This window comes from Streptomyces sp. NPDC059169 (genome assembly GCF_042755225.1).
In the GTDB taxonomy this organism is placed as follows: domain Bacteria; phylum Actinomycetota; class Actinomycetes; order Streptomycetales; family Streptomycetaceae; genus Streptomyces.
Genome location: NZ_JBHZCF010000003.1, coordinates 147,833 through 173,433, shown reverse-complemented (window position 1 = coordinate 173,433; position 25,601 = coordinate 147,833). Strand labels below are relative to the sequence as shown.

The 25,601-nt window shown below is 70.8% G+C and carries 21 protein-coding genes and 1 pseudogene; 13 read left to right on the top strand and 9 right to left on the bottom strand.

Going from position 1 to position 25,601, the window contains the following annotated elements; translation table 11 throughout:
- Positions 1-6 precede the first annotated feature (6 nt).
- The 3 genes from ACFXOM_RS07010 to ACFXOM_RS07000 all read left to right on the top strand — a co-directional run bounded on the left by ACFXOM_RS07010 (position 7) and on the right by ACFXOM_RS07000 (position 1,960).
- Complete coding sequence (locus ACFXOM_RS07010) at positions 7-768, top strand: GAF and ANTAR domain-containing protein (protein ID WP_384927996.1); 762 nt, start codon at positions 7-9, stop codon at positions 766-768.
- A 123-nt stretch (positions 769-891) separates the two neighbouring features.
- Positions 892-1,410, top strand: coding sequence for an STAS domain-containing protein (locus ACFXOM_RS07005; RefSeq protein ID WP_384927993.1), 519 nt, complete (start codon positions 892-894; stop codon positions 1,408-1,410).
- 262 nt (positions 1,411-1,672) lie between these two features.
- Positions 1,673-1,960, top strand: coding sequence for a hypothetical protein (locus tag ACFXOM_RS07000; RefSeq protein WP_385037226.1), 288 nt, complete (start codon positions 1,673-1,675; stop codon positions 1,958-1,960).
- A 303-nt stretch (positions 1,961-2,263) separates the two neighbouring features.
- Here ACFXOM_RS07000 and ACFXOM_RS06995 read toward each other — a convergent pair whose 3' ends face one another.
- Together ACFXOM_RS06995 and ACFXOM_RS06990 are read right to left on the bottom strand one after the other, a co-directional pair.
- The gene (locus ACFXOM_RS06995; RefSeq protein WP_384927988.1) at positions 2,264-2,788 is read right to left on the bottom strand and encodes a nuclear transport factor 2 family protein; all 525 of its coding nucleotides are present in this window, start codon (positions 2,786-2,788) and stop codon (positions 2,264-2,266) included.
- A 570-nt stretch (positions 2,789-3,358) separates the two neighbouring features.
- Positions 3,359-4,345, bottom strand: coding sequence for an NAD-dependent epimerase/dehydratase family protein (locus tag ACFXOM_RS06990; RefSeq protein ID WP_384927985.1), 987 nt, complete (start codon positions 4,343-4,345; stop codon positions 3,359-3,361).
- Positions 4,346-4,652: 307 nt separating this feature from the next.
- On the opposite strand from ACFXOM_RS06990, the gene ACFXOM_RS06985 reads away from it, so the two are divergent.
- The 5 genes and pseudogenes from ACFXOM_RS06985 (at position 4,653) to ACFXOM_RS06965 (ending at position 11,178) form a co-directional block, all read left to right on the top strand.
- A complete protein-coding gene (locus tag ACFXOM_RS06985) occupies positions 4,653-6,485 on the top strand; it encodes a DUF4012 domain-containing protein (protein ID WP_384927982.1) in 1,833 nt (610 codons plus the stop codon).
- 251 nt (positions 6,486-6,736) lie between these two features.
- Positions 6,737-8,233, top strand: a complete 1,497-nt coding sequence (locus ACFXOM_RS06980; RefSeq protein WP_384927979.1) for a sugar transferase — start codon at positions 6,737-6,739, stop codon at positions 8,231-8,233.
- A gap of 430 nt (positions 8,234-8,663) precedes the next feature.
- Positions 8,664-10,028, top strand: a complete 1,365-nt coding sequence (locus ACFXOM_RS06975; protein WP_385037223.1) for a rhodanese-like domain-containing protein — start codon at positions 8,664-8,666, stop codon at positions 10,026-10,028.
- Positions 10,029-10,062: 34 nt separating this feature from the next.
- Entirely contained in the window at positions 10,063-10,422 is a 360-nt protein-coding gene (locus tag ACFXOM_RS06970; RefSeq protein ID WP_384927973.1) for a rhodanese-like domain-containing protein, read from the top strand.
- Positions 10,419-11,178 (top strand): annotated as a pseudogene (locus tag ACFXOM_RS06965) (sulfite exporter TauE/SafE family protein). Before ACFXOM_RS06970 ends, ACFXOM_RS06965 begins: the two are co-directional and overlap by 4 nt.
- Before the next feature lie 176 nt (positions 11,179-11,354).
- Here ACFXOM_RS06965 and ACFXOM_RS06960 read toward each other — a convergent pair.
- The gene (locus ACFXOM_RS06960) at positions 11,355-13,463 is read right to left on the bottom strand and encodes an MMPL family transporter (protein ID WP_384927968.1); all 2,109 of its coding nucleotides are present in this window, start codon (positions 13,461-13,463) and stop codon (positions 11,355-11,357) included.
- A 65-nt stretch (positions 13,464-13,528) separates the two neighbouring features.
- Between ACFXOM_RS06960 and ACFXOM_RS06955 the strand changes: the two genes are divergently transcribed.
- Positions 13,529-14,014, top strand: a complete 486-nt coding sequence (locus ACFXOM_RS06955) for a MarR family winged helix-turn-helix transcriptional regulator (protein ID WP_384927966.1) — start codon at positions 13,529-13,531, stop codon at positions 14,012-14,014.
- Positions 14,015-14,333: 319 nt separating this feature from the next.
- On the opposite strand, the gene ACFXOM_RS06950 is transcribed toward ACFXOM_RS06955, so the two are convergent.
- The 5 genes from ACFXOM_RS06950 to ACFXOM_RS06930 all read right to left on the bottom strand — a co-directional run bounded on the left by ACFXOM_RS06950 (position 14,334) and on the right by ACFXOM_RS06930 (position 21,605).
- The gene (locus ACFXOM_RS06950; RefSeq protein WP_384927963.1) at positions 14,334-15,074 is read right to left on the bottom strand and encodes a hypothetical protein; all 741 of its coding nucleotides are present in this window, start codon (positions 15,072-15,074) and stop codon (positions 14,334-14,336) included.
- Positions 15,075-15,294: 220 nt separating this feature from the next.
- A complete protein-coding gene (locus ACFXOM_RS06945; RefSeq protein WP_384947307.1) occupies positions 15,295-16,197 on the bottom strand; it encodes a S1 family peptidase in 903 nt (300 codons plus the stop codon).
- A 1,268-nt stretch (positions 16,198-17,465) separates the two neighbouring features.
- Positions 17,466-18,950, bottom strand: a complete 1,485-nt coding sequence (locus tag ACFXOM_RS06940; protein ID WP_384927958.1) for a peptidoglycan D,D-transpeptidase FtsI family protein — start codon at positions 18,948-18,950, stop codon at positions 17,466-17,468.
- Positions 18,947-20,578 carry a penicillin-binding transpeptidase domain-containing protein gene (locus tag ACFXOM_RS06935; protein ID WP_384947310.1) on the bottom strand — a complete coding sequence of 544 codons (1,632 nt, stop codon included), beginning with the start codon at positions 20,576-20,578 and terminating at the stop codon, positions 18,947-18,949. Before ACFXOM_RS06935 ends, ACFXOM_RS06940 begins: the two co-directional genes overlap by 4 nt.
- A gap of 22 nt (positions 20,579-20,600) precedes the next feature.
- Positions 20,601-21,605: an alpha/beta hydrolase family esterase gene (locus ACFXOM_RS06930; RefSeq protein ID WP_384927952.1), complete on the bottom strand. Its 1,005-nt coding sequence runs from the start codon at positions 21,603-21,605 to the stop codon at positions 20,601-20,603.
- A gap of 115 nt (positions 21,606-21,720) precedes the next feature.
- On the opposite strand from ACFXOM_RS06930, the gene ACFXOM_RS06925 reads away from it, so the two are divergent.
- The 4 genes from ACFXOM_RS06925 to ACFXOM_RS06910 all read left to right on the top strand — a co-directional run bounded on the left by ACFXOM_RS06925 (position 21,721) and on the right by ACFXOM_RS06910 (position 25,309).
- A complete protein-coding gene (locus ACFXOM_RS06925; protein ID WP_384927949.1) occupies positions 21,721-22,659 on the top strand; it encodes a LysR family transcriptional regulator in 939 nt (312 codons plus the stop codon).
- A complete protein-coding gene (locus ACFXOM_RS06920) occupies positions 22,656-23,528 on the top strand; it encodes a serine hydrolase (protein WP_384927946.1) in 873 nt (290 codons plus the stop codon). The genes ACFXOM_RS06925 and ACFXOM_RS06920 overlap by 4 nt, the downstream gene beginning before the upstream one ends.
- 219 nt (positions 23,529-23,747) lie before the next feature.
- On the top strand, positions 23,748-24,155 hold the full coding sequence (locus ACFXOM_RS06915) for a YciI family protein (protein ID WP_384927943.1): 408 nt from the start codon (positions 23,748-23,750) through the stop codon (positions 24,153-24,155).
- Positions 24,156-24,163: 8 nt separating this feature from the next.
- Positions 24,164-25,309 (top strand): RNA polymerase sigma factor, encoded by a 1,146-nt coding sequence (locus tag ACFXOM_RS06910; RefSeq protein WP_384928986.1) that lies wholly within the window; start codon positions 24,164-24,166, stop codon positions 25,307-25,309.
- Positions 25,310-25,339: 30 nt separating this feature from the next.
- Here the strand turns inward: ACFXOM_RS06910 and ACFXOM_RS06905 are convergent, their stop codons facing one another.
- Complete coding sequence (locus ACFXOM_RS06905) at positions 25,340-25,594, bottom strand: EF-hand domain-containing protein (RefSeq protein WP_384927940.1); 255 nt, start codon at positions 25,592-25,594, stop codon at positions 25,340-25,342.
- Positions 25,595-25,601: the final 7 nt, after the last annotated feature.

The following is a 25,601-nucleotide window of genomic DNA, read 5'->3' as shown; positions in this document are numbered from 1 at the left end:
CGCCCCATGGCGAGTGAAGAGGATTTGATCTCAACATTTGTGGAGTTGGCCGACACTTTGGTCGAGGACTTCGACGTCGTCGATTTTCTGAATCGGCTCGCCGCACGCTGTGTATCCCTGCTGGACGTCGACGCAGCCGGCATCCTGTTGACGGATCTCCAGAGCCGGCTCCAGCTGATCGCCGCTTCCAGTGAGAAGGCCCGGCTACTGGAACTCCTCCAGCTGCAGGCGTTCCAGGGCCCCTGTGTCGTCTGCTTCAACGAACGCCGACGCATCGACTACGACGATCCCGACCTCGGCGTGGCAGCCGAGGAGATGCCCTGGCCCCGCTTCGCCAAGGCCGCTCGTCAGGAGGGCTTCCGCAGCGTGTGTGCGCTGCCCATGCGCCGCAACGGACAGATCATCGGCGCACTGAACCTCTTCCGTGCCCAGCCAGGCATCCTGGACGACCGAAATGCCGCTCTCGGACAGGGACTCGCCGACATCGCCACCATCGGCATCCTCCAGGAACGCGCCTCACGGAACCGGGAGCTGCTCGCCGAGCAGCTCCAACACGCTTTGAACAGTCGGGTTGTCATCGAACAGGCGAAGGGCTTTCTCGCGCACCGTCTGAACGCATCCCTCGACGAGGCCTTCACGGTGCTGCGCAGCCTCGCCCGCAGCAGCAACCGCAAGCTCGTCGACGTGGCCCTTCACGTGGTGACCCGACCGGAGTCCATCGTGCCCGGACCGGGGCGGCAACCTCATCGCGCGACAGAAGGGAACTAATTCGATCAGAATCGTTTCATTCTCATACGCAATGCGTTCTGTTTTGCGCATTATGCAGCAAGATTTAGAATTGAATGATTTCGTGCTCATATCGGCGCGCAAGTGTGGGTGAAGGTGAATAGGGTGAAAACCTACGAGGACGGCCGCATCACGGTCGGCCTCCGTACGATGCCGCTCCGGACCCTGGCGGTTTCCGACCGTGCCATCCCGGCTGGAGCATGCATGCACCTCTACGTCGTCACGACGCTCACGCGCGACCACGCGCTCGTCGCCCTCCATGGTGAGGCCGACATCCTCACCGTACCGATCATTCAGCAGGCCTTCCGCAATGCCGCGCTCCATGCCCAGCACCGCGACATGACCGTTGATCTGTGTGGATTGCGGTTCATCGACAGCACGGGCGCCCAGCCGCTTGTCGACGTCGACCGGAGTCTCCGTGAACACGGCAAAAGGCTGTCCCTCGCCTGCCTGCCCTCCGCGACACGGCGAATGCTCCACCGCATCAGGCTCGGCGGATACTTCCCCGTCCTGCCCAATGGGGTGCCCGAGGGTATCTGCCCGTGGGCTTCCAAGCCGATCATCGGTGTCCGCCGGAACTGCACCCCGTCGTCAGACGTCTGCTTCGTCGACTACCTCGCGTGAGCGGTTCGCTAGCCTGCCGGACGATGAGGAGACGCGGGCGGGGCCTGCAAACGCAGCGTCCTCGACGCGGACCACGGGAAGCGTACCCTTGGCGGTCTCAGGGCTCGTGCGTTCTCGGTCGGCGAGACGTCCTGAACTCCCGGGTGAGAGAGGGTTGTCGGGGTGTGGGTAGGTGATCAACTGAAGGCAGCGGTCACGCGTCCGGATCGGCTACGCCCGCTGCTCGACCGCCACCCAGGAACTCCATTCCCAGCTCGACGCATTGGAGCCGGTCTGCTTCCAGGTGTTCCACGAGAAGGTCTCCGCCCGCGTCAAGGTCTGGCCCGAGTACGAGCAGGCCGGCGCGATGGCCCGCCGCTTCAACGGACGGCACCCGAACGTCCAGGTGATCCTGACCGTCCACGAGTTCTGCCAGCGGCGTGGGCTTGGTTCTCAGCCGGGTGGGCCGGCACCGGGGCTGCCTGTGGGACAAGGCCTCGCCCGAGGAGCCGCCCGGAGATGGGTCCTCCGGGCGGCGCTTCGGTCGCCGGACGGCCGGGCATGGCCGTAGAGCATGCGCCGGTCACCGACATCGAGGTGCCGGGGCAGGGGGAGTTCGTAGCGCACCGGGGCGGCTGTGGTCCACGTTCGACGGCGTCGGAACGGCTGGCTGACCGCACCCCGGCGTCCGTCGGAGCGGAGCGTCGGCGGGTGCGGGAGGCGGCTGTCGGCCGCAGGAGTCCCCGACAGACCGGTGACGGGCGGGACGCCCACCCCCCTCCGTGACCCCAAGCGTGGCGACGGATGCCCCTGGGCGGGCGCTGGGCAGCGGGTGACGGCGCGCCCGCCCGTGGGAGCCCCTGGCGACTGCCGGTCAGCGGGCGGGCGGGGTCCAGTCGGTGGGCAGGCCCGACTGGGTGAGAACGGTGGCGAGGCTGTAGTGGTCCTGGTCGGAGGAGATCCGGCAGTGGCGCTTGTCGAGGGCGAGGAGAGTGGTCATCGGTACGGCGAACGGCCTGGGTGCGCCCTTGAGATGGCCGGAGTAGAGAGCTTCGACGGTGATGCGGTCACCGTTGCGGTGGGCGGCACGGACGGTGACGTGGACGTTGTCGATGAGACTGTCGGCTCGGGCCTTCCACCCGGAGATCTCCTGGCGGCCGTGGAAGGTGAGCCCGATGGCCGTGTCGGTGTAGGTGCCGTCGCTGGTGAACAGGCCGCCGAGAGCCCGGGGATCGGTGCCGTTCCACGCGCGGGCCCAGGCGGTGACGATCTTCGGCGCGTGCCGTTCGGCGTCCTGCGCGGCGGAGGCGGAGGCCGTGGTGGCGGTGGTGGCGGTGGTGGCGCAGAGGGCCGCGCCGGCGATCATTGTGGTCACGGCACGGACAGGGCGGGGCGTCATGGTGATGCTCCTTCACGTGTGGGTGTGGGCGGTGCCGGGGCGGCCGGTTGTGAGCCTGGCGGCATCCGGGGGCGCGTCAGAGAGCCGGGGTGACGGGGCAGACCCCGGCCGGGGGCAGTGCTTCATCGGCCCGGGCGGGCCGTGGCGCTGCTCCCGTCCGAGGGGGGTGGTCCGCTGCCCGGTCCTTCTGTGGGCGTCCGGCGTTCATGTGAACAGCGTCGTGGCAGCCGGTGTCCACTTTCCAGGCTCGGCGGTGTCCGGAGCTGTCCAGCGCTGCCCGAACGTGTTGTTCACCCGGTGCGGCGGCGCCGATGACCGTGCCCGCCCCGCGGATGCCGTTGCCTCCTGTGCGGGTCGCACGGGACGCAACGCACTCGACCCCGTTCGCCACGCGGTACGCGCCGTCAGCACGGCCGCGGTCCCCGAGGTGGCCGTGGGCCGTTGATCGGGGTCAGTCCTGACACGGAGGTCCGGCCGTCAGGGGCCGCGGGCGCTCCGGGACCCCTCTGGGCACCGTCGGGTGGCACGGCCGTAGGGATCCGGGACACCACGCCCCGAGCTCCCGGGGCGTCACCCCAGCGCGGAGAGCAACTCGCGTTCCCGTTCGATGCTCAGGCCGGCGCGCCGGGCCCGGTCCAGACCCTGCTCGCGCTCCCAGGCCAGCGTGTCGGCCAGCAGCTCTGCCCTGGGCCGGTGCCTGAGCCCCGCTGCCAGAGCCGCCGCTCCGGAGCGCGCCGACCAGCCCTCCCAACCCGGCTCGACCAGCCACATCGGCAGCGATTCGTCGCCCATGTACTGGGCCACGCCATGGGCGAGCAGCCACGCCGAGTCGGCGCTGACCACCAGCCCGGAGTGCCCACCGATCACGCGGGCGAGATCGGTCCACTCGGCGAACGGAACCACCGGACCGACCGCGTCGTAGGTGCCGGTGCGACCCGACTCCGCGGCGTCGAGCAGCCAGGCGGCGAGGTCCCGCACGTCGACCGTCTGGGTCGGCGCGGACGGTGTGTCAGGGACCAGCATCGGTCCGTGCGGGTCCCGCGCGGCGCGGGCCACCCAGTAGCCGGAGCGTCCGCTGTGATCGCCCGGACCCCCGATGAGCCCCGCGCGGGCGATCAGCAGCCGGTCGCCCACAGCAGCTGCCGAGGCCTGCTCGCAGGCGACCTTCGCCGCTCCGTACGCGGTGCGGTCGACCTCGCTCCGGTCGGTGGGGGCGAGGAGCGGCGCCGACTCGTCCGCACCGAGGGCGGCGTGGGAGGCGTAGGCGCTCACCGAGGACACGTAGGTCCAGTGGCCTGCCCGGCCGGCCAACGCGTCGAGCGCCCCGCGGACGAAACCGGGCTGCCAGGACACCTCGAACACCGCGCCCCAGTCGCGCCGGATCACGGACGCGTACGCGGACGCGTCCCGCCGGTCGGCACGCACCAGCGTTGCTCCGGCGGCGACGTCCCCGCTGTCGCCGCGCGCGAGGCACGTCACCCGGTGGCCGCGTTCCACCGCTTGTCGAGACAGCTCCCGGCCCACCCAGGCCGTTCCCCCAAGAACCAAGATCTCCATACCGACATCCAAGTACCGGGAGGCCCGGGCTCCAAGGTGGTTCGCTGATGGCTGAGCGGACGCCGTCGTAGCACCGGTCCGTCGGGGCGGTGGCTGCGGGGCCTCGGTGGGGTGGGCCCCGGGCCCTGCCCGGACGGGGCATCAGGGTGATTCGGGGCGGCGTCCGTTTGGGACCACCGGGCGTTGCGTCATTGTGGGGTATGTCGTTCTTTCGGTGCTGGCGGGTGTGGTGCGGGCCGCGTTGCCGGTTGGTGGTGGCCGGCCGGTGCCGTCGTAGGGACGTCGCGGTGACGGTACGGGGGCTGCGATGACGAGCACCCGCACCGTCACCCGGGCTCACGAGTGGCTGGCAGCACGCGTATGCACCGTCAGGTTCTGGCTGGCGGTCGTCGCGTTGTCGGTGGGCGCGGGTGCGGTCTGGCTCGTCGTCACGGGGTTGTACGCACGGGCGGAGTTGACGGCGGCACAACGCGGACTGGCCGGAATGCGGCAGTCGTTCACCGGCGCGCCCGGGCCTGGGGCGGGCGACGGCCGGACGGCGGGCGGTGCGGGGGCGCGGAGGGAGCAGGCGGGGGCCATGGGTGCCGTTTCGGCACACACCGCCGCGGCGCGACGGTGGACGTCGGGTCCGGTGTGGTCCGTCGCTGCGCACGTGCCCTTCGTCGGCGGTCCGATGGCGACCGTGCGCGGGGCAGCGGACATCGCCGACCAGTTGGCACACGAGGTGCTTCCGCCGTTGGTCGGGGTCGTCTCCGGCGCCGGGGAAGGCGGGGTGGAGGGGGCGATGTCGGCCTTGGAGGAGAAGGCGCCGGCGCTGCAGCGAGCCTCGCGCGCGGCCTCGCGGGTGCGGGAGCAGGCCGGGAAACTGCCGCAGGACACGTGGCTGCCGGCCGTGGACCGCGTCAGGAACCGGCTGGCCGTGCAGACCGATGTGCTTGCCACGGCGATGGCCGATGCGGCGGTCGCGGGACGAGTGCTGCCGGGCATGCTGGGCGGAGAGGCGCCGCGCCGTTACTTCGTGGTCTTCCAGAACACCGCTGAGGCGCGTGGCACCGGTGGAGTGGCGGGGGCGTTCGCGGTGCTGACCGCCACCAGGGGTCACCTGGCTTTCGAGAGCTTCGGCAACAACACCCTCCTGGAGAGCGCCCGGATCAAACCCGATGTGGATCTCGGGACGGAATTCGCAGCCCAGTACGCGGGAAACGACCCGACGGGGACCTGGGCGAACTCGAACATCAGTCCGCACTTCCCCTATGCGGCGCGCATCTGGGCGGCCACCTGGACCGCCTACAGCGGTCAGCGGCTCGACGGGGTGGTGGCCCTGGACCCGAGTGCACTGGGGCTCCTGCTCGCAGCCGCGGGCCCGGCTCAGCTCCCGGACGGCTCGGCGCTGACGGGCGGCAACGTGGTGGACCTGACCGAGCGGATCGGCTACGCCCGCTACGCGGACGTCGTACGGCGGAAGGCCTTCTTCCTGGACGTGGCCCGTGCCGCCGCGGTGAAACTGACCGAGGCCGTGGACGACGCCCACCGGCTTCCCGCGCTGTTGGCCTCCGCGCGTGAAGTGGTCGCGCAGGAGCGGCTGAAGGTGTGGAGCGCCGATCCGGCGGAGCAGCGCCTGTTGGAGACGCGGCCGCTGGGCGGAGCACTTCCCCGGGGCGGGCCCTTCGCCGGTCTCGTGGTGAACAACGCGGCGGGCGGGAAGCTGGACTACTACCTGCGGCGGCAGATGCAGTGGATCCCGGGCCGCTGTACCGAGAGGGGGCGGGAGGTCACGGTCCGCATCCGGCTGCACAACGGTGCTCCCACGTCGGGCCTGCCCGACTACGTGACCCTGCGCGGCGACGAGCCCGCCTACCGCACGCGCGCCGGTGACAACCGCCTGTTGGTGTCCTACTACGCCAGCCCGGGCGCGGGGATGGACGGTGCGACGTTGGACGGTCGACCGATCACGGCGAGCAGCGTCGTCGAGCGTTCACATCCTGTCTTCACCGCCGATGTGGAGCTTCCCGCAGGCACCTCGCGCACCCTGACGTTCCGTTTGGTGGAACCCATCGACGACCGGGCTCCGTCCGTGTGGCGGCAGGCTCTGGTGTCACCCCTCGAAGCGCGGGTGGAGCCCTATCCGGCGTGCCACTGATCGCCGCGCAGGCGGTGCTCGTGGCGGATGCTGCGAATGGGGTGTTTTTCCTCCTGTCGGGTGCGTCAGGGAGAGGGCGAAGTGAATGGGTCGGACAATCATGACGGCGTCCACCTGCCTGCGGTGAATCGAAGTGACGCCTCCGTGCGCGCCGGCCCGCGCCAGGTGCGGTGAGGCCCCTCCCTTCGCCACCGGCGCGCCACGGTGAGGTGTGCAGACCACGGGAAACGTCGGAGCCAGTAGGAGGGCGAATGTGGCTGTTCGGGTCCACCGGGACCGGTCTGTCGCCGACCGGTGGCGGGCAGGCTCGGCGTGTCGGGCAGCGGCCTCCACTGGGGCGGGGCGTTCCGGGGAAACCGGGCTGGTACCTGCCGCTGGCGGTCGCCGTGGACGTCTCCTGGGCGGCCGTTCCGGTGCACATGGTGTTCCGGTCGTCGGGCGGGGTGCATGCCGTGTGGTGTGCCGGCGTGGTGGCCGTTGGGTGGGTGGCGGTGCGTGCGGCGCGCGGACGTTACGCGACGCGGAGCCTTGGCGAGAACGGCCATGTGGGGCCCGTGCTGCGCGACTGGCTGGTGCTGGTGGGGATGCTCGCCGTGCTGGGGATCGTCGTGGGGGAGAGGACCCCGGCCCCGCTCGCCGTGGCCGGACTCGTTCCGTGCGCCGTGATGGGGACGGTGTGCCAGTCGCTGATCCACGGTCACCTGCGCGCATTGCGCCGTGAGGGGAGGGCGGTGCGCCGGGCGGTGGTGATCGGTGAGGCCAGTGCCGTCGACGGTCTCGCCGGCCATCTGGCACGGCGTACGGACCACGAGTTCGTCGTCGTCGGGATGTGCCCCATCGGTGAGGAGGGCCCTGACTCCGCCATCCCGGTCTGTGCCCGACTGGACCGTCGGCCGCCGGAACGTCTGACGGATGACTCCGTTCCGGTGCTCGAGGCCGTGCGCGCGTTGGGGGCCGATCTGGTCTTCGTCGCCGCAGGTCCCGGCATGTCGGGTGAACGGTTGCGGCGGCTCTCCTGGGCCCTGCAGGGCGAGGGCCATCCGCTCATCGTCCTCCCCGGACTGTCGGAGGTGGCGAGGCGCCGAGTGGAGGTCTCGTCCGTGGCCGGACTGACCATGCTGCATGTCGCCCCTCCGCTCCGCAACGGCGCGCCGGCGATGCTGAAGGCGGTGACCGACCGGCTCGGCTCCGCGCTCCTGCTGGTGCTCTTCGCTCCCGTCTTCGCCGCGGTGGCGGTGGCGGTGTCGATGGGCTCGCCGGGCGGTGTGTTCTACCGGCAGGTCCGGATCGGGCAGGGCGGACGCCCCTTCACGATGTTCAAGTTCCGCACCATGGTCGTCAACGCCGAGCAGCTCAAGCAGGACCTCGCGGGCGCCAACGAGCAGGACGGCCGGATGTTCAAGATCCGGCGGGACCCGCGCATCACACGTGCGGGCCGCTTGCTGCGGCGCTACTCGCTGGACGAACTGCCCCAGCTCTACAACGTCCTGCTGGGCCACATGTCGCTCGTGGGCCCGCGGCCGCCGCTGCCGGAGGAGGTCGCCGGCTACGACGACGTGGAACTGCGCCGTCTCGCGGTCAAGCCCGGGCTCACGGGACTGTGGCAGGTGAGCGGTCGCTCCGACCTGTCCTGGGACGAGACGGTCGCTCTGGACCTGCGCTACGTCGACAACTGGTCACCGTCGGTGGACTTCGGCGTCCTGTGCCGCACGGTCAGGGCGGTCGTGGAGGGCGGCGGCGCCTACTGACGGCTCGTGCCGGCGCCCGGCGGAATACCGGCGCGCGGCCGTTGGCGCATGTGCGCCGTGCTTGGCCGAGGGATCCCGGGGCAGGTGCACCATGGCGGCCGGGTACCTCGGTGCGCTCTCGTCGTGCCCTCGGTGCGACGCTGTGCCGGCCCGTGCCATCCGGCTGTCCCGTCGGTCCGGTCAGTACTGCGATCGAGCAGGTCCTTGCCACCGGCGGATGCGTGGTCTGTCCTGGTCACGCAGGTGTTCTCGGTTCCGGGGCACGGTGCACCGCACTTCCGCGGTGCGGCCCCTTCCTCATCTGCGGGTCGGATCGAGACGCCGCGTGCACGGGCCGGACAGTCCACCAGGAATACCCCCCTGGGTATTCCTGTTAGGGTGAGCGTGAGATACCCCCCGGGGTAATATTCTTCTTGTGGAGGAGTAGGCCGTGTTCTTCGTTGACACCCTGGACATCGAGGGCCTGGGCAATCGCAGCTATCTGACCGGCGGCGCCCGCGGTGCGGTCGTCATCGACCCGCCGCGCGACCTGGACCGGGTGATCGCGGCAGCGGCGCGGCGGGGCGTGAGTATCGCCTACGTGGCGGAGACGCATGTGCACAACGACTACGTCTCCGGGGGCCTCGAGCTGGCCCGCGTCACCGGCGCGGCCTATCTGGTGCCCGCCTCGGCACAGGTGTCGTTCGCGCGCATCCCCGTCGCCGACGGCGACACCGCTCGGGTGGACGAGCACCTGGTGCTGCGCGCGGTCGCCACCCCCGGGCACACCCCGCACCACACGTCCTACGTACTGGAAGAGGACGGGCGCGCCGTGGCGGCGTTCACCGGCGGGTCCCTGCTGATCGGCACCGTGGGTCGCCCGGATCTGGTGGAGCCGCGGCTGACCGAGCGGCTGGCCCGTGCGCAGCATGCCTCCGCCCACCGCCTCGCGGCGGAGCTGGACGACGAGGTGCCGGTGCTGCCCACGCACGGGTTCGGCAGCTTTTGCTCCTCGTCCCAGGCAGAGGGCGACGCGACCACGATCGGCAAGGAGCGCGCCACCAATGAGGCGCTGACCACGGACGTGGATCTCTTCGTGGAGCGGATGTTGGCCGGGCTGGATGACGTGCCCGCGTACTACGCGCACATGGGCCCGGTCAACGCCGCCGGCCCCGATCCCATCGACCTGACACCGCCCGAGCCTGCCGACGCCGAACAGATCGCCAGGCGGCTGGCGGCGGGTGAGTGGGTGGTGGACCTGCGCGGCCGAATCGCCTTCGCCGAAGGGCATGTGGCCGGGTCGTTCAACTTCGAGGGCGAGGGTGCCCTCGCCACCTACCTGGCCTGGTTGATTCCCTGGGGCAGGCCCGTCACCCTGCTCGCCGACGCTCCCGCACGGATCGCCGAGGCGCAGCGCGAGCTGGCCCGGGTCGGCATCGACCGCCCGGCTGCCGCCGCCACGGGCGATCCGGCCGCCTGGGTCCGGGACGGCGAGCAGCTCGCCTCCTTCCCGCGCGCCCGCTTCACCGACCTCGTCCGCGCGCGCGGACGAGGAGAGGAGCCGGTGGTGCTGGACGTGCGCAGGCGGTCGGAACGTGCTGCGGGGTACATCGAGGGTTCGGTGCACATTCCGGTCCACGAACTGCGCAGCAGGGTCGGCGACGTACCGGACGGCACGGTGTGGGTGCACTGCGCGGGAGGGATGCGTGCGGCGATCGCCGCATCCCTGCTCGACGCCGCCGGACGGGACGTGGTCGCGGTGGACGACGGCCTCGACGCCGCCGGCGCGGCGGGCCTGAACATCACCCACGCCTGACCCTCCCATCCGCTCAGCCACGCAAGGACACGCCATGTTCCTCTTCCGACGCAATGCCGACCGCCTCACCCCCGACGAGGCCCGCACCCGCACCGACGACGGGAACGCCGTACTGCTCGACGTCCGCGAGACCCGGGAGTGGGAGGCCGGCCACGCGCCCGGCGCCGTACACCTGCCGCTGTCCCGGTTGTTGGCCGGCACCCCCCTGCCGCCGGACGCGCAGGGCCGGCCGGTGGTGGTGATCTGCCGATCCGGGCGCCGCTCGCGGCAGGCCGCCGAGCTGATGGCGTCCCGCGGCATCGACGCCCGTGACGTCTCCGGGGGCATGCTCGCCTGGGCGAGGGCCGCACTGCCGGTCGTGGACGACACCGGACGGGGCGGCCGGATAGCGTGAGTGCCCTGATACTGGCCCTGACTGCGGGGGCCTCGGTCGGCCTGGCGCTCGGCGCCCTCGGCGGAGGCGGTGGCGTCCTGGCCGTCCCGGCGTTGGTGTACCTGCTCGGCTTCACGCCCGCCGCGGCCACCACCGCGAGCCTCCTCATCGTCGCGGCAACCTCCCTCACCGCGCTGTACGCCCACGCTCGCGCTGGGCATGTGCGGTGGAAGACGGGAACGGCCTTCGCCGCCGCCGGCCTCCTCCCGGCGGCACTCGCCGGAGCCGCAGCCGCTCACCTGCCCCGTGCCCTCCTCACCTGTTCCTTCGCCGCAGTGGCCGCGTTCGCCGCGGTCAAGATGCTCCGACCGGCCGTCCCGGCCGTCCCGGCCGGTTCAGGAGCCGGCGCAGTGCGGCCGGGCGCGGCCGCCGGGGCAGGAGCCGGACTGGGCGCGCTGACCGGATTGCTCGGCGTGGGCGGTGGGTTCCTTCGCCGTCCCCGCCCTCGTCACCGTCCTGGGCTTCGAGGTACCGGCGGCCGTCGGGACCAGCCTGCTCGTTGTCTCGGCGAATTCCCTGGCCTCCCTCGCCACCCGCTCCGGCGCGGCGGTGTCCGTCGACTGGGCGGTGGTGGGCCCCTTCACGGCATCCGCCGTGCTGGGTGCCTGGGACGGCAGGCGCCTCGCCGCGAGGGTCTCCGGTCCCCGCCTGCAACGCGTCTTCGCGGTGGTCCTGCTGGCCGTGGCCGCCTTCATGCTCGGCGATGCCGTGACGTGACATGCCTCAGGCCAGCGACAGGGGTCGCCGGGCAGACCCTGACGGGGCGAGCTTGTGGAGGCGTGATCAGTGGACGTTCAACGGTGGTGCCCGGAAGACGGACGGTCCGTCGCGCGGCGGCGTCCGGGCGGGGCCGGACGGCCAGAATCCCGCGGCTGCCGGCCCTTGACGCGTACCTAACCGGGCGTACTGATTCCGCCGCCCCGCCCCCGTGGGTCGGCCATGACACTGGGCCACCACGCCCTCGGTCCGATGTCGAGCACCAGGGCGGGGACGAGGAGGGAGCGGACGACGAGGGCGTCCAGGAGGACTCCGAAGGCGACGATGAACGCGATGTGCACGAGGAAGGACAAGGGGATCACCATCAGGGCGGCGAAGGTGGCGGCGAGGACGACGCCGGCCGAGGTGATCACACCGCCCGTCGTGGTGAGTCCTCGCAGGACGCCCTGGCGGGTGCCGTGGTTGCGCGTCTCTTCACGGACCCGGGACATCAGGAAGATGTTGTAGTCGACCCCCAGCGCCACCAGGAAGACGAACCCGTACAACGGTACTGAGGCGTCCGTGCCGCTGAATCCCAGGCCGTTCTGGAAGACGAGTGCCGAAATGCCGAGAGTGGCCAGGAAGTTCAGTGCGACCGTCGCCACTAGCAGCACCGGAATGAGCAGGGACCGCAGCAGAACCACGAGAATCAGCAGGATGATGCCGAGCACGACGGGCACGATGACCGTGCGGTCCCGGTTGGCGGTCTCCTGGGTGTCGTACTTCTGGGCGGTGTAGCCGCCGACCAGCGCGTGCGCGTCCGGCACCGCGTGGACCTCTGCCCGCAGTCGCTCGACGGTGTGCTTCGCGGCATCGCTGTCGACCGGTGCATCGAGTGTGACGTCGATGCGCACCCGGCCGTCCACGATCAGGGGGGCGCCGACTCCGGGCCGGTCGGAGGCGGAGACAACGCCCGCCGAGGCCACGCCGCGGGTCTGTTCGGCTGCCGCCGTGACCTCTGCGGTCCGGTCGGCATCGGCGATGACGACCGCCGGGTTGCCCGATCCGCCGGGGAAGTGTTGGGCGAGGGTGTTCTGCGCGGAGACGGAAGGAGCCTGGTTGACGAAGAGCTCGTCGAGCGGAAGGCCCTTGGACGTCAGCGTGGGGGAGAAGGCGGCGAAGACGGCGAGGACGAGCGCGGTGGCCACCCACACGCCTCGCGGTTGGCGGTCGATACGTGCGGCGACCTTGTGCCACACACCGTGCCCGTCAGCGGTGGCGTCGGACGGCTCGGGCCTGGCCGGCCAGTAGGCGGTACGGCCGAGAACGGCCAACACGGCCGGAAGGAACGTCAGCGCCGAGAGGACCGCGCACGCGATGCCGATGGCGCCGACCGGCCCGAGGGCGCGGTTGTTCGTCAAGTCGCTGGCCAGCAGGGCCAGCAGGCCGAGCGCCACGGTTCCCGCACTCGCGACGATCGCTCCGGACGAGCGGCGCAGGGCGGTCAGCGCCGCGGCCGTGCGCTCGGTTCCGGTGGCGAGTTCCTCCCGGAATCGGGCGGCGAACAAGAGTGCGTAGTCAGTGGCGGCGCCGATCACCAGGATCGAGAGGATGCCCTGCACCTGGCCGTCGACCCGCACCAGGTCGTGGGACGCCAGTGCGTAGACCACCGCACACGCCAGCCCCAGGGCGAACACCGCACCGAGAATGATCACGAATGGCAGGAGCACGCTGCGGTAGACCAGCAAGAGGATCACCAGTACGGCGCCGAGGGCCACTCCCAGCAACAGCCCGTCGATCCCTGCGAACGCGTCCAGCAGGTCGGCCTGGCTCGCTGCGGGACCGGCGATCTGGACCGAAGTGCCGGGCACCGCTCGTGCTGCACCGCGAACCGTGTCCAAGGCCGCAGGCAGCTCCTTCCCGAGGTCCGGTGACAGGGGGACGACGGCCTGCATCGCCCGTCCGTCGTCCGAGACCGAAGCGGGCGAGGGGCGGCCGACGAGCCCCGGGCGGCCGGCAAGACCATCGAGAGCGCGGGTGGCGGCGGTCCGTTCGGCTTCGGTGACGCCCGTGTCGTCGGCCGTCCAGACGACGATGGCGGGTACGGACTCGGACTGCTCGAATCCCTGCAGGGCGTCGAGCGCCCGGGTGGATTCCGCCGACCGGGGCAGGAAAGCGGCCTGGTCGTTGGTGGCGACCTCGCCGAGCCTCCCCGCATACGGACCCAGCACCGCGCCGATTCCCAGCCAGACGGTCGCCAGTGTGACGGGCACGACCCACCTCACCCATCGCGCGGTACGTCGCATGCGGTCCACCCCTCATCTTGCTTGATCATCAACTATGTCAATCATCGAGAGACTATCCTGAACGAATGCGTCGAGCTGACACTTCTGCCGTGACCGGAGCCGAAGGCGATCCGGTCGGACTCCGCGAGTTCGCCGTGCTCCTGCGGCGAATGAACGGGGAGGTCAACCGCATCGCCCAGGTGTTCGCCCAGTCGCAGGGCCTGCACCTCACCGATGTCCAGGCACTGATCGCGATCCTCGACGGCGATGACGACGGACCCATGACGCCGGGCAGGCTGCGCCGGCACCTGAACCTCACCTCCGGAGCCATGACGGCGTGCCTGGACCGGCTGGAGAAGGCCGGTCACGTGACGCGGGTCAGGGAGTCCGAGGACCGTCGTGTGGTGCACCTGCACTACGCAGAAGCGGCCCGCGCAGTGGCACGGGACTACTTCCACCCGCTTGCCCGCAGCACCGACGCCGTGCGCGCACGCTTCAGCGCCGACGAACTCGACGTCGTCACGAGGTTCCTCACCGAGATGAACCGGGAGCTGACCCGGCTGGGGCGTTAGCCGGTAGCCGGTTGCCGGCAGCGCGGGGACGCTCCTCCGCACGGCCCGCCGGGCGTCGCGGATCCGGGGTCGCCGCCGGTCCCCGCGGGACTGCCTCCGCAACGCCCCCGGGGCTGCCGGAACGGGGCAGTCGCCGTAGCGGCCGACGGGGCGGACCTCTGCTTTCTCCTCGCGGTCCGCGCATGTACCGCTCCGCCGGCGGTCCACGGGGGAGTCGTCCGATGGCGACCCGACTTTCCTGAACACGTCTCACCTCACGGCCCCTTCGGGCGCGGGCTGCGGCTCGTCCGCCACTGCGCCCGACAGGGCGTCAGTACCGTCACTTGGTTGTGGAGGTCACGGCCTGCAGCTTCTCGGCGGCACGGGCCAGTCCCTTGTCGAAGGCGGCCTTGGCGCGGTCTCCGGTGGTGCTGTAGTTGTTCCTGAAGGTCGTGATGCCGCCGACGCTGCGGACGGTGGCCATGTCGAAGTCCATGAGCAGGTCGCCGTAGGTGATGCGCACGGCGTAGCCGAGCGACTCGTCACCCAACTTCGGCACGTCCAGGACGGTCACCTTCACTGTGGCCTTCTCGCCGTCCATCGTGCCGTCGAACGATGCACAGTCCTTGACGGCCTTCCGGAGGTCGTCCATGAGTTTCGTCGCCTCAGCGCGGGTGTAGCCCGATACGTCCTGGCCGAGGTTCGTTTCCTCGCCCTTCTTGTAGAAGACGGCCTGGGCCGTGGCCTTGTGGTCCGCGCCGGGGCGTCCCGTGTTCACAACCTCCGCGAGGGGACCGCACCCCTCGCGCACGCCCTTCAGCAGGTCCTTCTCGGACCCGGCCTCCGTCGTGTCCAGGATGGTGTCCGGCTCCCGCTGCCAGCCCTTGGCCAGCGCGTCTCCCGTGACGAGGGCCTGCTCCGCCTGCGCGGAGGAGATGTGCTCCGGTGGTGCGGCCGGCGAACCGGAAGCCTTGGCGCCGGAAGCCCCGGGACCGTCCGTACCTCCGTTGCAGGCGGAGACGAGCAGCAGCGACGACACGGCGAGCGCGACGGTCGCGCCACAGCGCGAGGAAACGTGCATGGAGAAGCCCCCTGGCAACAGCGTGGAATGTTGCCCGTAGCGTACGCGCGGCCGCTGACAGCAGCCGGGCCGGCTCCGCCGTGCGACGGCGGAGCCCACCCACGGACGTCGCGAGCCGGGTGCAGAGCACAACCCGGCGGGGGCGACGCTGCCCGGAGGCCCGGAGGCCCGGAGGCCCGGAGGCCAGGGAGCCCGGGTGCACCGGGGCCTTGCGGCTGTCTCAGAAGATCCTGGCGCGGTTGGCGTGGAGCGCCTCGATCACCGGCTGGTAGTACGTCGTGCCCCCGCTGGTGCAGTTACCGGCTCCCCCTGAGGTGAGGCCGACGGCGTTCCTGCCCGAGTAGAGGGGGCCGCCCGAGTCGCCGGGTTCGGCGCAGATGTTGGTGCGGATCATGCCGTAGACGATCCTTCCGCCACCGTAGTTCACGGTCACGTTGAGACCGGTCACCTTGCCGCACCTGATGCCGGTGGTGGACCCGCGGCGGCAGGCCGACTGGCCGACGGTGGGGTTCACGGCCGAGGTGATGTCCTGCGCGGCGACCGTGCCGGGCCTGGTGTTCGCAGGGTTGCTGTGCCGCACGAGGCCGTAGTCGTTGACGGGGAAGCTGGAGCTGAGCGTCGGGCCGAGTACTTTGGTGTGCGCCGCGTTGACGTACCAGGTGCCCGCCCCGTTGGTGCAGTGCCCGGCGGTCAGGAAGTAGGTGCTGACGCCCCGGCGTACGTTGAAGCCGAGGGAGCAGCGCACGGTGCGCGAGTAGATGGGGTCGCCGCCCGAGATGAGTGGTCTGAGCCTGCCCGGCGTGCGTTTGATGGTGAGGCCGCCCCTGTCGGACCCGGCGGCCGTCCAGATCCGCGAGAGCGATGCGTGTGACACGGAACTGTCCAGGGTGAGGATCAGCCGTCCGGCCGCCGGATCGACGTACCAGGCGGTTCCGGGGACGTTCGCGGTGCGAATGACCTTGTCCAGCCGGTCGAACTGGCCGGTCCTGGGTCCGGTGCCGGCCGTGGGTTCGGCACTCGCCGGCGGGACGGCGAGCCCGACGGCGGCGATCAGCCCCACGGCCGCGGTGGGACGCAGGAGGCGCCGTGCACGGCTGCCGAGGACCATGTGCTTGGTCATCATGTCTCTCTTCCAGAAGGGGGTTTGGGGCCGGCCGTGTTCGTCCCGGCCCCCCGGATCCGCTACCGACGCCCGGACCGAGGGCGGATCAGTCAGGGATGTGCCCCGGACGATTTCCTGACGATGTGCCAGTTTTCTGCTCCGGCGTGGTCCCGCTGGGTGCCGTCCGTTGTTTCGCCGGGGCTTCGGGCCGCAACGTCGCACGGTTCGTACTCCGTATCCGGAATGGGGTGCTGGTGGCGTTTCCTTCACCGTGATCAGCAATCCGCGATCAGACTGATGACAGACAATAGTGATGAAATCAACCAATGATGGTGTGGCCGATGCTGGCGTGTCGCGCGTCCCGGGTCTGGAGTGAAGGTGAGGGGCGGTTCCGTGCTCGCCCGTCTGGGCTCCGCACCGGTCGGCGGTGCCGGCAGGGGATGGTGGACGAGGTCAAGTCGTGGGCGTGGGGGCGTCGTCCGTGCAGCGAACGGGGCGGTCGGTGCGCCGGCGGTTCGTCGCGGTGTCACGTTGCGGGCGGGTCGGCCCGTGGACGCCTGCACCCACCGCAAGGGTGTGCGTTACCCGGCGGCCGGGTCCGTTGGGGTGATGGATCGCGTCCTGCTCCGCCGCCGCCGCACGGACGGCAAGGGCTTGTTGTGCTGCCCCCCATCGGTGCGTGTGCCATGCACGGGATGTTGGGTGCATGCCCGAGATATGGGTGGCGGGTACAGGCGAGTGTCACGGAAATGTCCTCGTCTTGTAACGTGCGCCCGTTTTCTCCCTTCGGTCGAGTCATCTCTCCGAGAGTGTGTTTCCCGGTCGACGGACCGGTGAGCGAGGCGACCAGTCGCTGCGTCGAGTGCTGGTGGTGTCCTGAAGGAGCGTCGCGTGTCTGCTACACGTCTTGTCCGCCGTCTTTCGGCGATCGCCCCCTCAGCGGGCGCCGTCGGGAGCGCGACCGCCGTACCGGTCACCGCCCACGACGACTTCCGTGACCGTGGCCACCACTTCCGGTTCCGGTCGGCGGTGATGAACCCCGCCCCGACGCACCGGCCCGCCCGAACCTCAGCCCTCACAACGGTTCCGGTCGGAACGTCCCCGGCCTCCTGGTGGTGACGACCAGGAGGCTTCCCCGAGGCGCCCGCACCTGACTCCCCTCGACGGGTGCGCGCCCCCGCAGGCCCTGGCCCCCACGGGCCAGGGCCTGCGCCCACGCCCGCTGGATGCCTCGTACACCGCCCGGTTGGCGGAGGACGCAACGGCCGACTTGCTGCGGTCGAGGTGACTCAACCGGCGGTGGATCGCGCCATGACGGCTCGCATGACCGCCTTGGCGATGGGGGCGCCCAGCCGACCACCGGCGATGTCCGACCGCGAGACGTCCATGTCCTCGGGGTCGACGAGGACCGCCACCGCGACCGGGGACGTTCCGTCGGGTCGCTTGGCGTAGGACACGAACCAGGCGTAGGGACGCTCGTCGCGGACATCGGCACCGTGTTGGGCCGTGCCGGGCTTGCCGCCGACCGTGGTTCCCTTCATCTGCGCCTTGTTCCCGGTTCCATCGCTCACGGTGTGCTCCATCATCTCCTGCACCTTCTTCGCAGTGGCTTCGGAGACGGCTTGGCTGAGCACTTCGGGACGGGCCTTCTCCACCGTCGACAGGTCCGGTCTCCGTAGCTCGTCCACCACGTACGGTTTCATCACCCGGCCGTTGTTGGCGATGCCCGCGGTCACCATGGCCATCTGCAGCGGGGTGCTCGTCACACTGCCCTGTCCCATGCCGGTCAGTGCGGTCTGCGGTTTGTCCAGATCCGAGGGGTAGCGGGAGGCGGCCGTGCGCACCGGCGTGAACTGCTCGTGGTTGAACCCGAACCTCTCGGCCGTCTCGCGCATGCCGTCCTTGCCGGTCCTCAGCGCGGCGTCGAGGAAGACGTTGTTGCACGACCACTGCATTCCGGTCTTCATGGACGCGTTGTCGCACAGGGAGTCGGGAACCACGTTGCCGATCTTCGTGGTGCTGAGCGGCAGTCGGTAGGGTGCCGCTGCTCCCGACGGTGCATTGATGTCGGTCACCGCACCGTGCTCGAGGGCAGCCGCCGCCGTGAGGATCTTGAACGTGGAGCCCGGGGGATAGGCCTCCCGGATCGCCCGGTTGCTCAGCGGCTTGTCCTTGTCCCCGTCGAGCTTGGTGAATGCCTCCCCCTCCTTGTGCGAGAGGCCGGAGAAGACGGAAGGGTCGTACGACGGCGTGCTCACCATCGCGAGGATCCTGCCGGTGCTCGGTTCGAGGGCCACCACGGCCCCCTTGGCGCGAAGTTCCGTCAGACCCTCGTAGGCGGCCTCCTGCGCTGCCGGATCGATCGTGGTGACGACGTCGCCGCCACGCGGCTTCTTGCCGGTGAGCAGGTCGAGGGGGCCCGGGGCCAGTCGACCGTCACTCCCGTTGAGCAGGTCCCTGTTGACGCCTTCCAGGAAGGTCGCCCCCTGCGCCTGCGAGAGGTAACCGGTGACGGGTGCGTACAGGGGGCCGTGCTTGTAGGTGCGCTTGTACGCCAGATCCGGTCCTTCGGTCCGCGTGGATCCTGTGACCGGCCGCCCGCCCACGACGATGTCGCCGAGCGGTTGGGCGAACGCCTCCATCAGTGCGCGCCGGTTGTGAGGTTCCCCGGCCAGGTCGTCACCCCGTACGAACTGCACCCAGGTCGCCCGAAGCAGGAGGGCGAGAACCAGTACCCCGCAGAAGACGGCGGTGTGCCGCACGGCCCTGTTCACGACGGGTCGTCGGGGACGGCGGCCAGGAGGCTGCGGACGACGGGCCCGGCCGACGAACCGCCGGTGACCCCCTTCTCGACGACGCACGCGATTGCCACGTTGCCGCGGTGGGCGACGAACCAGCCGTTGTTGGGTGTGTCCTCGGACACCTCGGCGGTGCCGGTCTTCGCACCGATGTCGCCGGGCAGGTCGTTCAGGATCCGCGCCGTGCCGTCGGTGACGGTGGCGTGCATCATGTCGCGCAATTGCTTGACGACGTCGCGCGGCAGGGGAGTGGTCTTCGTCGTGTCCTCGGCGTCGTGCGTGATGCGCGGCTGGTGGAAGGTGCCGGAGACCGCTGTGGCGGTGACGGAGGCCATGATCATCGGATTGGCCTGCACCCTGCCCTGTCCGATCATGGAGGCGGCCTTCTCGGTCTGGTCCCGGGGAGTGGGCACCGACCCGTCGTAGGAGGGGATGCCGATGTGCCACTCCTGGCCGACCCCGAAGTATCTGCCGGCGACGTCGCCCAGCTCCCGGTCGCCGAGCCGTCCGCGCAGGCTGATGAACGCGGTGTTGCACGACTCGGTGAAGTCCTTCAGGAAGGTGGCGTTGCGGTGCTCGGACGTCTCGACGTTCTGGAAGCGCTTGCCCACGGTGAGGTACTTGGGGCAGTCCACGACGTCCCCGGGTTTGACCGCGTTCTTCAGGAGCAGCGCACTGCTGGTGATGATCTTCCAGGTGGAGCCGGGTGCGTAGGTACCGGAGACGGCGCGATTGAATCCGGACGCGGGGGAGTTGGCGACGGCCAGGATGTCACCGTTGTCGATCCGCAGAGCTACGAGCGCCGCGTCTTTCCCGCCGGCCTTGGAGGCCACGGCCTTCTCCGCGGCGGACTGCCACGCGGCGTCGATGGTCGTGGCGACCGGACGGTCCGCGGACCGATCGGTCTTGTGCGCGAAGGTGGTCTCCGTGCCCTTGACCTCCCCGGTGGCCCGGTCGACGAGGCGTATCGCGCCGCGCGGACCGGAGCCCGCTGCGTCGAGCAGGGGCAGTACCGGTCCCAGAGAGGGGTGGGTGGCGCCGGACAGAGGGGCTCCCGTGCGGTCGGTGACCTTCGGCGCGCCGGCGGCTTCGTCCCGCTCGAGGCGGAACTTGGCGGTGGCGCTCAGGTGCGGGTGGACCAGCGACAGCGTCCACGAAACCTTCCAACCGCCGTCGTCCTGCCTGCGCAGAGGAAGTTCCGACCGGTACGTCCAGGTGCCGAGCCCGGTGACGGGCATCTTGGCAGTGAAGGGCACGGTGACCGTCCCGTCGTCTGACGTCGTTGCCACCGAAGCGGTGAGCGTGGGTCGCGCGATGTCGAGCCCCGTGGTGAAGTTGCGCAGGACGTCCCGCGCCTGCCCGGGGCTGGTGGTCCGGCCGGCTGCGTTCGGGAACCGGCCCGCGGCCCAGTCGGCCAGGAATGCCCGCGCTTCGGTCACGGCGGTGGGGTCGGGGCCTTCGGTGCCTCGCGCGAAGGGCCCGACCCCCACGGCGTACGCCCCGCCGGCGACGACCGCCGCGACCGCGGACGCGGCTACGGCACTGCGGAGGACCACGCGCGGTGTGCGGCGGCGGTGGGGTTTGGTGTGTTCGGAATCCGACATGGGGAGTCCTTCGTCCTGGTTCCTACCGCGCGCGGGCGGCGAAGAAGTCGAGAATCGTGCTGGTGGCGTTCAGCGCGGAGCTGGTCCGTCCGAAGCCCTGGGGCGGTGTGATGGTCGAGCCGGGCCAGGTGTGTCCGCCGCCGTGCACCACGATGAGCTGGACGGCGGCCCGGGAAGTCCCGCCCCACACGGTGCGGTCGTAGCCCGTCCCGGTCGTCGTGGCCGGGGCACCCGTCCGTCCGGCCGCGGCGAACGCCTCTGCGCTCGCCTTGGCCGACGAGGTCGGCGTGACGGGTTCCTCGCCCGCGGGCGCCGGCCCCGGTGTGGGAAGGCCGGCCAGCGGGCGTACGGGGTCCTCGGCACCGTAGATGATCATGACGGGCACTGCGCCGGTGGGTTTGACGGCGGCGTGTCCCGAAGGCAGTTGACCGGCCACCGACGCCGCTCCGGCGAGCAGTGCGGGGCGTTGTGCCGCCATGCGCAGCGCCATCGAGCCCCCGTTGGAGAACCCGATGACGTACACCCGGCGAGGGTCGGCCTTCTCGGTGCGGACCAGTTCGGCCACCAGTGACTCGGTGAACCGCACGTCGGTGTCGGGGTCCGGCCGTTGCCTCGTGGTCGCGTTTCCGGCGCCCCACGCCTTGCGCAGGCCCTCGGGATAGGCGACCAGCATGCCGCGCGCGTCGGCGGCCGCGTTGAGGCGGCTCTGCTCGCGCAGGCCCGTGGCGCTGGAGCCACGCCCGTGGAAGGCGATCACGAGGGGCCTGGACGTCCCGTTGCGGGTGGTGGGGCGGTGCAGCACGTACTCGCGCACACCACCGTCCGTGTGCAGCTGCTCATGGGTGTCCGCCGCAGTCGCTCCGACGGTGGCCGGTGCACTGCTGAACGGGGACGGCGCGGACGTCCGCTCGGGGGTCGTGCCGCAGCCGGCGGCGGTGAAACCGAGCGCCAGGGCGGTGCCCCAGGCGAGCAGGGTGCGTCCGCGCCGTGCAGGGCGTCTACGCGTGGGCGAGAGGAGGGGTGTCATGGAACGAGAAGAACAGCCGTTCACGCGACATGTCCAAGTTCACTATCAATGATGTATTGATTAATCTGCGATATCATTGCTGCTCGTGGACCTGATTCGGCATGTGGAGTGCTTCGTGGCTGTTGCAGAAGAGTCACATTTCGGCCGTGCCGCCGCTCGCCTCGACATGGCTCAGCCGCCCCTGTCACAACGCATCCAGCGCCTGGAGAAGGAACTGGGGGTGCGGCTCTTCGAGCGCACCAGCCGACAGGTGACGATCACCAAGGCAGGAACACTCCTGCTGGAGGAGGCTCGGGAGCTGCTGGCCTGCTCCGAGACGCTCATGGCCACGGCTCGTCGCATTCGGAACGGCGAGAGCGGACTCCTGCGCGCTGCCCTGCCGCCCGACATCGCGGGCGAGACCGTTGCGGCACTGCTGACGGACTTCCAGCAGCGCCGTGCGGGAGTGGAGCTGGAGCTCCACGAACTGTCCACCGCTCAGCAACTCGCCCGGTTCGCCGCGCACGAACTGGACGTCGGACTCATCCACCACCCCTGCGACGTGTCCGGTCTCGACCTGGGCCCGGTCCTGCGGCGTGAGCTGGGCGTGCTCCTGCCCGGCGATGCGGCGGCAGCCCAACACGCCGAGGTCCCGCTGGCCTCCCTCAGCGGGTACGGACTGATCCTCTTCCCCCGGGCCAGCGCCCCGGCGTTGTACGACGACGTGCTGACCACTTGTGCCAGAAACGGCTTCACCCCCACCGCCGTACGGCACGGCCAGGGTGCCAGCTTCGTCCGCGGCCTGGTCCTCTCCGCGAAGGCCGTCGCCTTCAGCCCGCGCGACGCCCAACCCGCCGACGCCGTCGTTCGGGACGAGCACCTCGTCTGGCGTCCGCTCGCCGGCGCACCGCTCGCCTGGCGCCACTCCGTTGCCTGGCCTCAGGGCAACGGCGACGCGGCCGTCAGCGCCTTCGCCGAGGCAGCCGACGAGGCGCTGCGCACCACCGCGGCCGCCCGCAGTGATGCGCCCGCCCGTCCGCTGCACTTGCGCCCGGCAGCGGAGTTCTGGCTGTGACCGACGCCCTCGGCCGCATCGGTGCGGCCTTCGCCGAAGCAGGGGTCAGCGGCTGGCTGCACGCCGTCGACATCGACTCCGGCTCACAGATCGGCATCGGTGCCGACCACCCCGTCCCGACCGCCAGCGTCCACAAACTGTGCTGTCTCGTCACCCTCCACCAACACGCTGCGGCGGGGCACCTGGACCTCACCGAGCAGATCGACTGCCCTCCGACCGAGCGCACACCGGGCCCCACCGGACTCGCAGCCATGCTCGACCCCGTCCGTATGTCACTGCGCGACGTCGCGTACCTGATGATGTCCGTCAGCGACAACACCGCAGCAGACCTCCTGCTGCAACGGATCGGACTCGACGCCGTCAACCACACCACGAACCGGCTCGGTCTGCGCCACACCCGCGCCGTCCACACGTTCAGCCAACTCTTTGCCACCATCAGGGAAGACGCCGGCCCCGGAGGCGCACAGGCACTGACCGACCCGCACACCATCGCCCGGCTCCGGGCCCTCGACCCGTCGCGCACCAACCGCACCACTCCACGCGACATGACCCGGCTGTTGTGTGCCCTGTGGCGCGACGAAGCGTGCACACCCGAGCACGGCGTCGCCATCCGCCGCCTCCTCGGACTCCAGGTCTGGCCGCACCGCATGGCGTCCGGCTTCCCCTTCGACGACGTCCACGTCGCGGGGAAGACCGGCAGTCTGCCGACCCTGCGCAACGAGGTCGGCGTCGTCGAATACCCGGACGGCGGCCGCTACGCCGTTGCCGTCTTCACCCGCAGCGCCAGCACCGCGGCCCTCCTTCCCGCGGCCGACGCCGTCATCGGCAGCGCTGCGCGCATCGCCGTCGACACGCTCCGCATGCCGTGAGCCCTCGTCGAAACGACCCGCGGGCCGCCTCGGGAGCCCGGAACCCGGCTCGGTCCCGCCCATGCGCTGGACATGCACCTGCACGCGGCGGGACGGCGGTCGATGCTCGTCCCAGAGAGTTCGAGAACTTCCGCCGGCGATGTCGAGAACCCGCGCCCAGCTCCGTCCCCGGGGTGAACGCGACCACAATGGGTCGCACCAGCACCGAGGAGAAACATCATGGCCAAGTACTTGCTGCTCAAGCACTACCGCGGCGCTCCGGCCGCGGTCAACGACGTGCCGATGGAACAGTGGACGCCGCAGGAGATCTCGGCCCACGTGCAGTACATGCACGAGTTCGCCGCCCGGCTCGAAGGAACCGGCGAGTTCGTCGACGGCCAGGCGCTCGCCCCCGAGGGTGCCTGGGTCCGGTATGACGGCGAGGGCCGCCCGCCGGTCACCGACGGCCCCTTCGCCGAGACCAAGGACCTCATCGCCGGCTGGATGGTGATCGACGTCGACTGCTACGAGCGCGCCGTCGAGCTGGCCGGGGAGCTGTCGGCCGCCCCCGGGGCCGGCGGGAAGCCGATCCACGAGTGGCTCGAGGTGCGCCCGTTCCTCGCCGCGCCGCCCACCGTCACGGAGTGACACGCTCGATGAACGAGGCCCTGCTCCGGAGCCTCACGCCGAGCGTGCTCGGCGTCCTCATCCGCCGTGGAGCCGACTTCACGGCGGCGGAGGACGCCGTACAGGACGCGCTGGTCGAGGCGGTCCGCGCCTGGCCGGTCGACCCGCCCCGGGACCCGAAGGGCTGGCTGGTCACCGTGGCTTGGCGCCGCTTCCTCGACGCGACCCGGGCGGACTCCGCCCGCCGCCGGCGGGAGGACCTCGTCGAGGAGGAGCCGGCTCCCGGGCCCGTGGCCGCGGTGGACGACACGCTCCAGCTCTACTTCCTGTGTGCCCATCCGTCGTTGACGCCCGCATCCGCAGTCGCGCTCACGCTGCGTGCCGTAGGTGGCCTGACCACCCGTCAGATCGCTCGGGCCTACCTGGTCCCCGAGGCGACCATGGCACAGCGCATCAGTCGGGCCAAGCGCACCGTCTCCCGCGTGCGCTTCGACCGGCCAGGCGACGTGGCCACCGTGCTGCGCGTCCTGTACCTCGTCTTCAACGAGGGCTACTCAGGGGACGTCGACCTCGCCGCCGAGGCAATCAGACTCACCCGGCAGCTCGCGTCCGTGATCGACCACCCGGAGGTGTCGGGACTGCTCGCCCTCATGCTGCTCCACCACGCCCGGCGCGACTCCCGGACCGCGCCGGACGGCAGCCTGGTGCCGCTCGCGGAGCAGGACCGAAGCCGGTGGGACACCACGATGATTGCCGAGGGGGTGCAGGTCCTGCAGGCGGCCCTCGCCCGCGATCGACTGGGCGAGTTCCAGGCCCAGGCCGCCATCGCGGCACTCCACGCTGACGCGCCCGCTGCCGAGGAGACCGACTGGGTGCAGATCGTCGAGTGGTACGACGAACTCACCCGCCTGACCGACAGCCCGGTCGTCCGGCTCAACCGTGCGGTGGCGGTGGGGGAGGCCGACGGGCCGCGCGCGGGACTGGCGGCGCTCGCGGAGCTGGACGCCTCACTTCCCCGCCACGCCGCGGTGGCGGCGTACCTCCATGAGCGCGACGGCGATCTGGCGACGGCGGCACGGCTGTACGCGGAGGCGGCCCACAAGGCGCCGAACCTCGCGGAGCGCGACCACCTGACGCGTCGGGCTGCCCGGCTCAACTCCCGCCGCTCTCACTGACCGGCCGCGCTCGGAAAGGTCCTCGTGGCGTCAGCGCCAGCCGAAACGGCGGTTCACGACCGCCGTGAACTCCTCGAGGGTCAGGACGGCGTCCCCGTTCTGGTCGGCCGCGTCGAACAGGGCCGAGGAGGCGTCGGCGTCCTGCACGCCCCAGTACGGCAGATCGCCCGAGGCCGCCAGGTGCGGTCCTTTCGACCGCAGGGCGCTGATGACCTCCTCGCGGGTCAGGGTGCCGTTGTTGTCCAGATCGAGTGCCGCGAACAGCTTGCGGGCCTTCTCGCTCATCCGGTTT

What these genes read in the sequence shown, in the direction of transcription:
- ACFXOM_RS06915 (WP_384927943.1), top strand. Translation starts at nt 23,748, where the DNA reads ATGGCCAAGTACTTGCTGCTCAAGCACTACCGCGGCGCTCCGGCCGCG.
- ACFXOM_RS07010 (WP_384927996.1), top strand. Translation starts at nt 7, where the DNA reads ATGGCGAGTGAAGAGGATTTGATCTCAACATTTGTGGAGTTGGCCGAC.
- ACFXOM_RS06935 (WP_384947310.1), bottom strand. Translation starts at nt 20,578, where the DNA reads ATGTCGGATTCCGAACACACCAAACCCCACCGCCGCCGCACACCGCGC.
- ACFXOM_RS06970 (WP_384927973.1), top strand. Translation starts at nt 10,063, where the DNA reads ATGTTCCTCTTCCGACGCAATGCCGACCGCCTCACCCCCGACGAGGCC.
- ACFXOM_RS06960 (WP_384927968.1), bottom strand. Translation starts at nt 13,463, where the DNA reads ATGCGACGTACCGCGCGATGGGTGAGGTGGGTCGTGCCCGTCACACTG.
- ACFXOM_RS06930 (WP_384927952.1), bottom strand. Translation starts at nt 21,605, where the DNA reads ATGACACCCCTCCTCTCGCCCACGCGTAGACGCCCTGCACGGCGCGGA.
- ACFXOM_RS06980 (WP_384927979.1), top strand. Translation starts at nt 6,737, where the DNA reads ATGTGGCTGTTCGGGTCCACCGGGACCGGTCTGTCGCCGACCGGTGGC.
- ACFXOM_RS06905 (WP_384927940.1), bottom strand. Translation starts at nt 25,594, where the DNA reads ATGAGCGAGAAGGCCCGCAAGCTGTTCGCGGCACTCGATCTGGACAAC.
- ACFXOM_RS06955 (WP_384927966.1), top strand. Translation starts at nt 13,529, where the DNA reads ATGCGTCGAGCTGACACTTCTGCCGTGACCGGAGCCGAAGGCGATCCG.
- ACFXOM_RS06990 (WP_384927985.1), bottom strand. Translation starts at nt 4,345, where the DNA reads ATGGAGATCTTGGTTCTTGGGGGAACGGCCTGGGTGGGCCGGGAGCTG.
- ACFXOM_RS06950 (WP_384927963.1), bottom strand. Translation starts at nt 15,074, where the DNA reads ATGCACGTTTCCTCGCGCTGTGGCGCGACCGTCGCGCTCGCCGTGTCG.
- ACFXOM_RS06995 (WP_384927988.1), bottom strand. Translation starts at nt 2,788, where the DNA reads ATGACGCCCCGCCCTGTCCGTGCCGTGACCACAATGATCGCCGGCGCG.
- ACFXOM_RS06910 (WP_384928986.1), top strand. Translation starts at nt 24,164, where the DNA reads ATGAACGAGGCCCTGCTCCGGAGCCTCACGCCGAGCGTGCTCGGCGTC.
- ACFXOM_RS06985 (WP_384927982.1), top strand. Translation starts at nt 4,653, where the DNA reads ATGACGAGCACCCGCACCGTCACCCGGGCTCACGAGTGGCTGGCAGCA.
- ACFXOM_RS06945 (WP_384947307.1), bottom strand. Translation starts at nt 16,197, where the DNA reads ATGATGACCAAGCACATGGTCCTCGGCAGCCGTGCACGGCGCCTCCTG.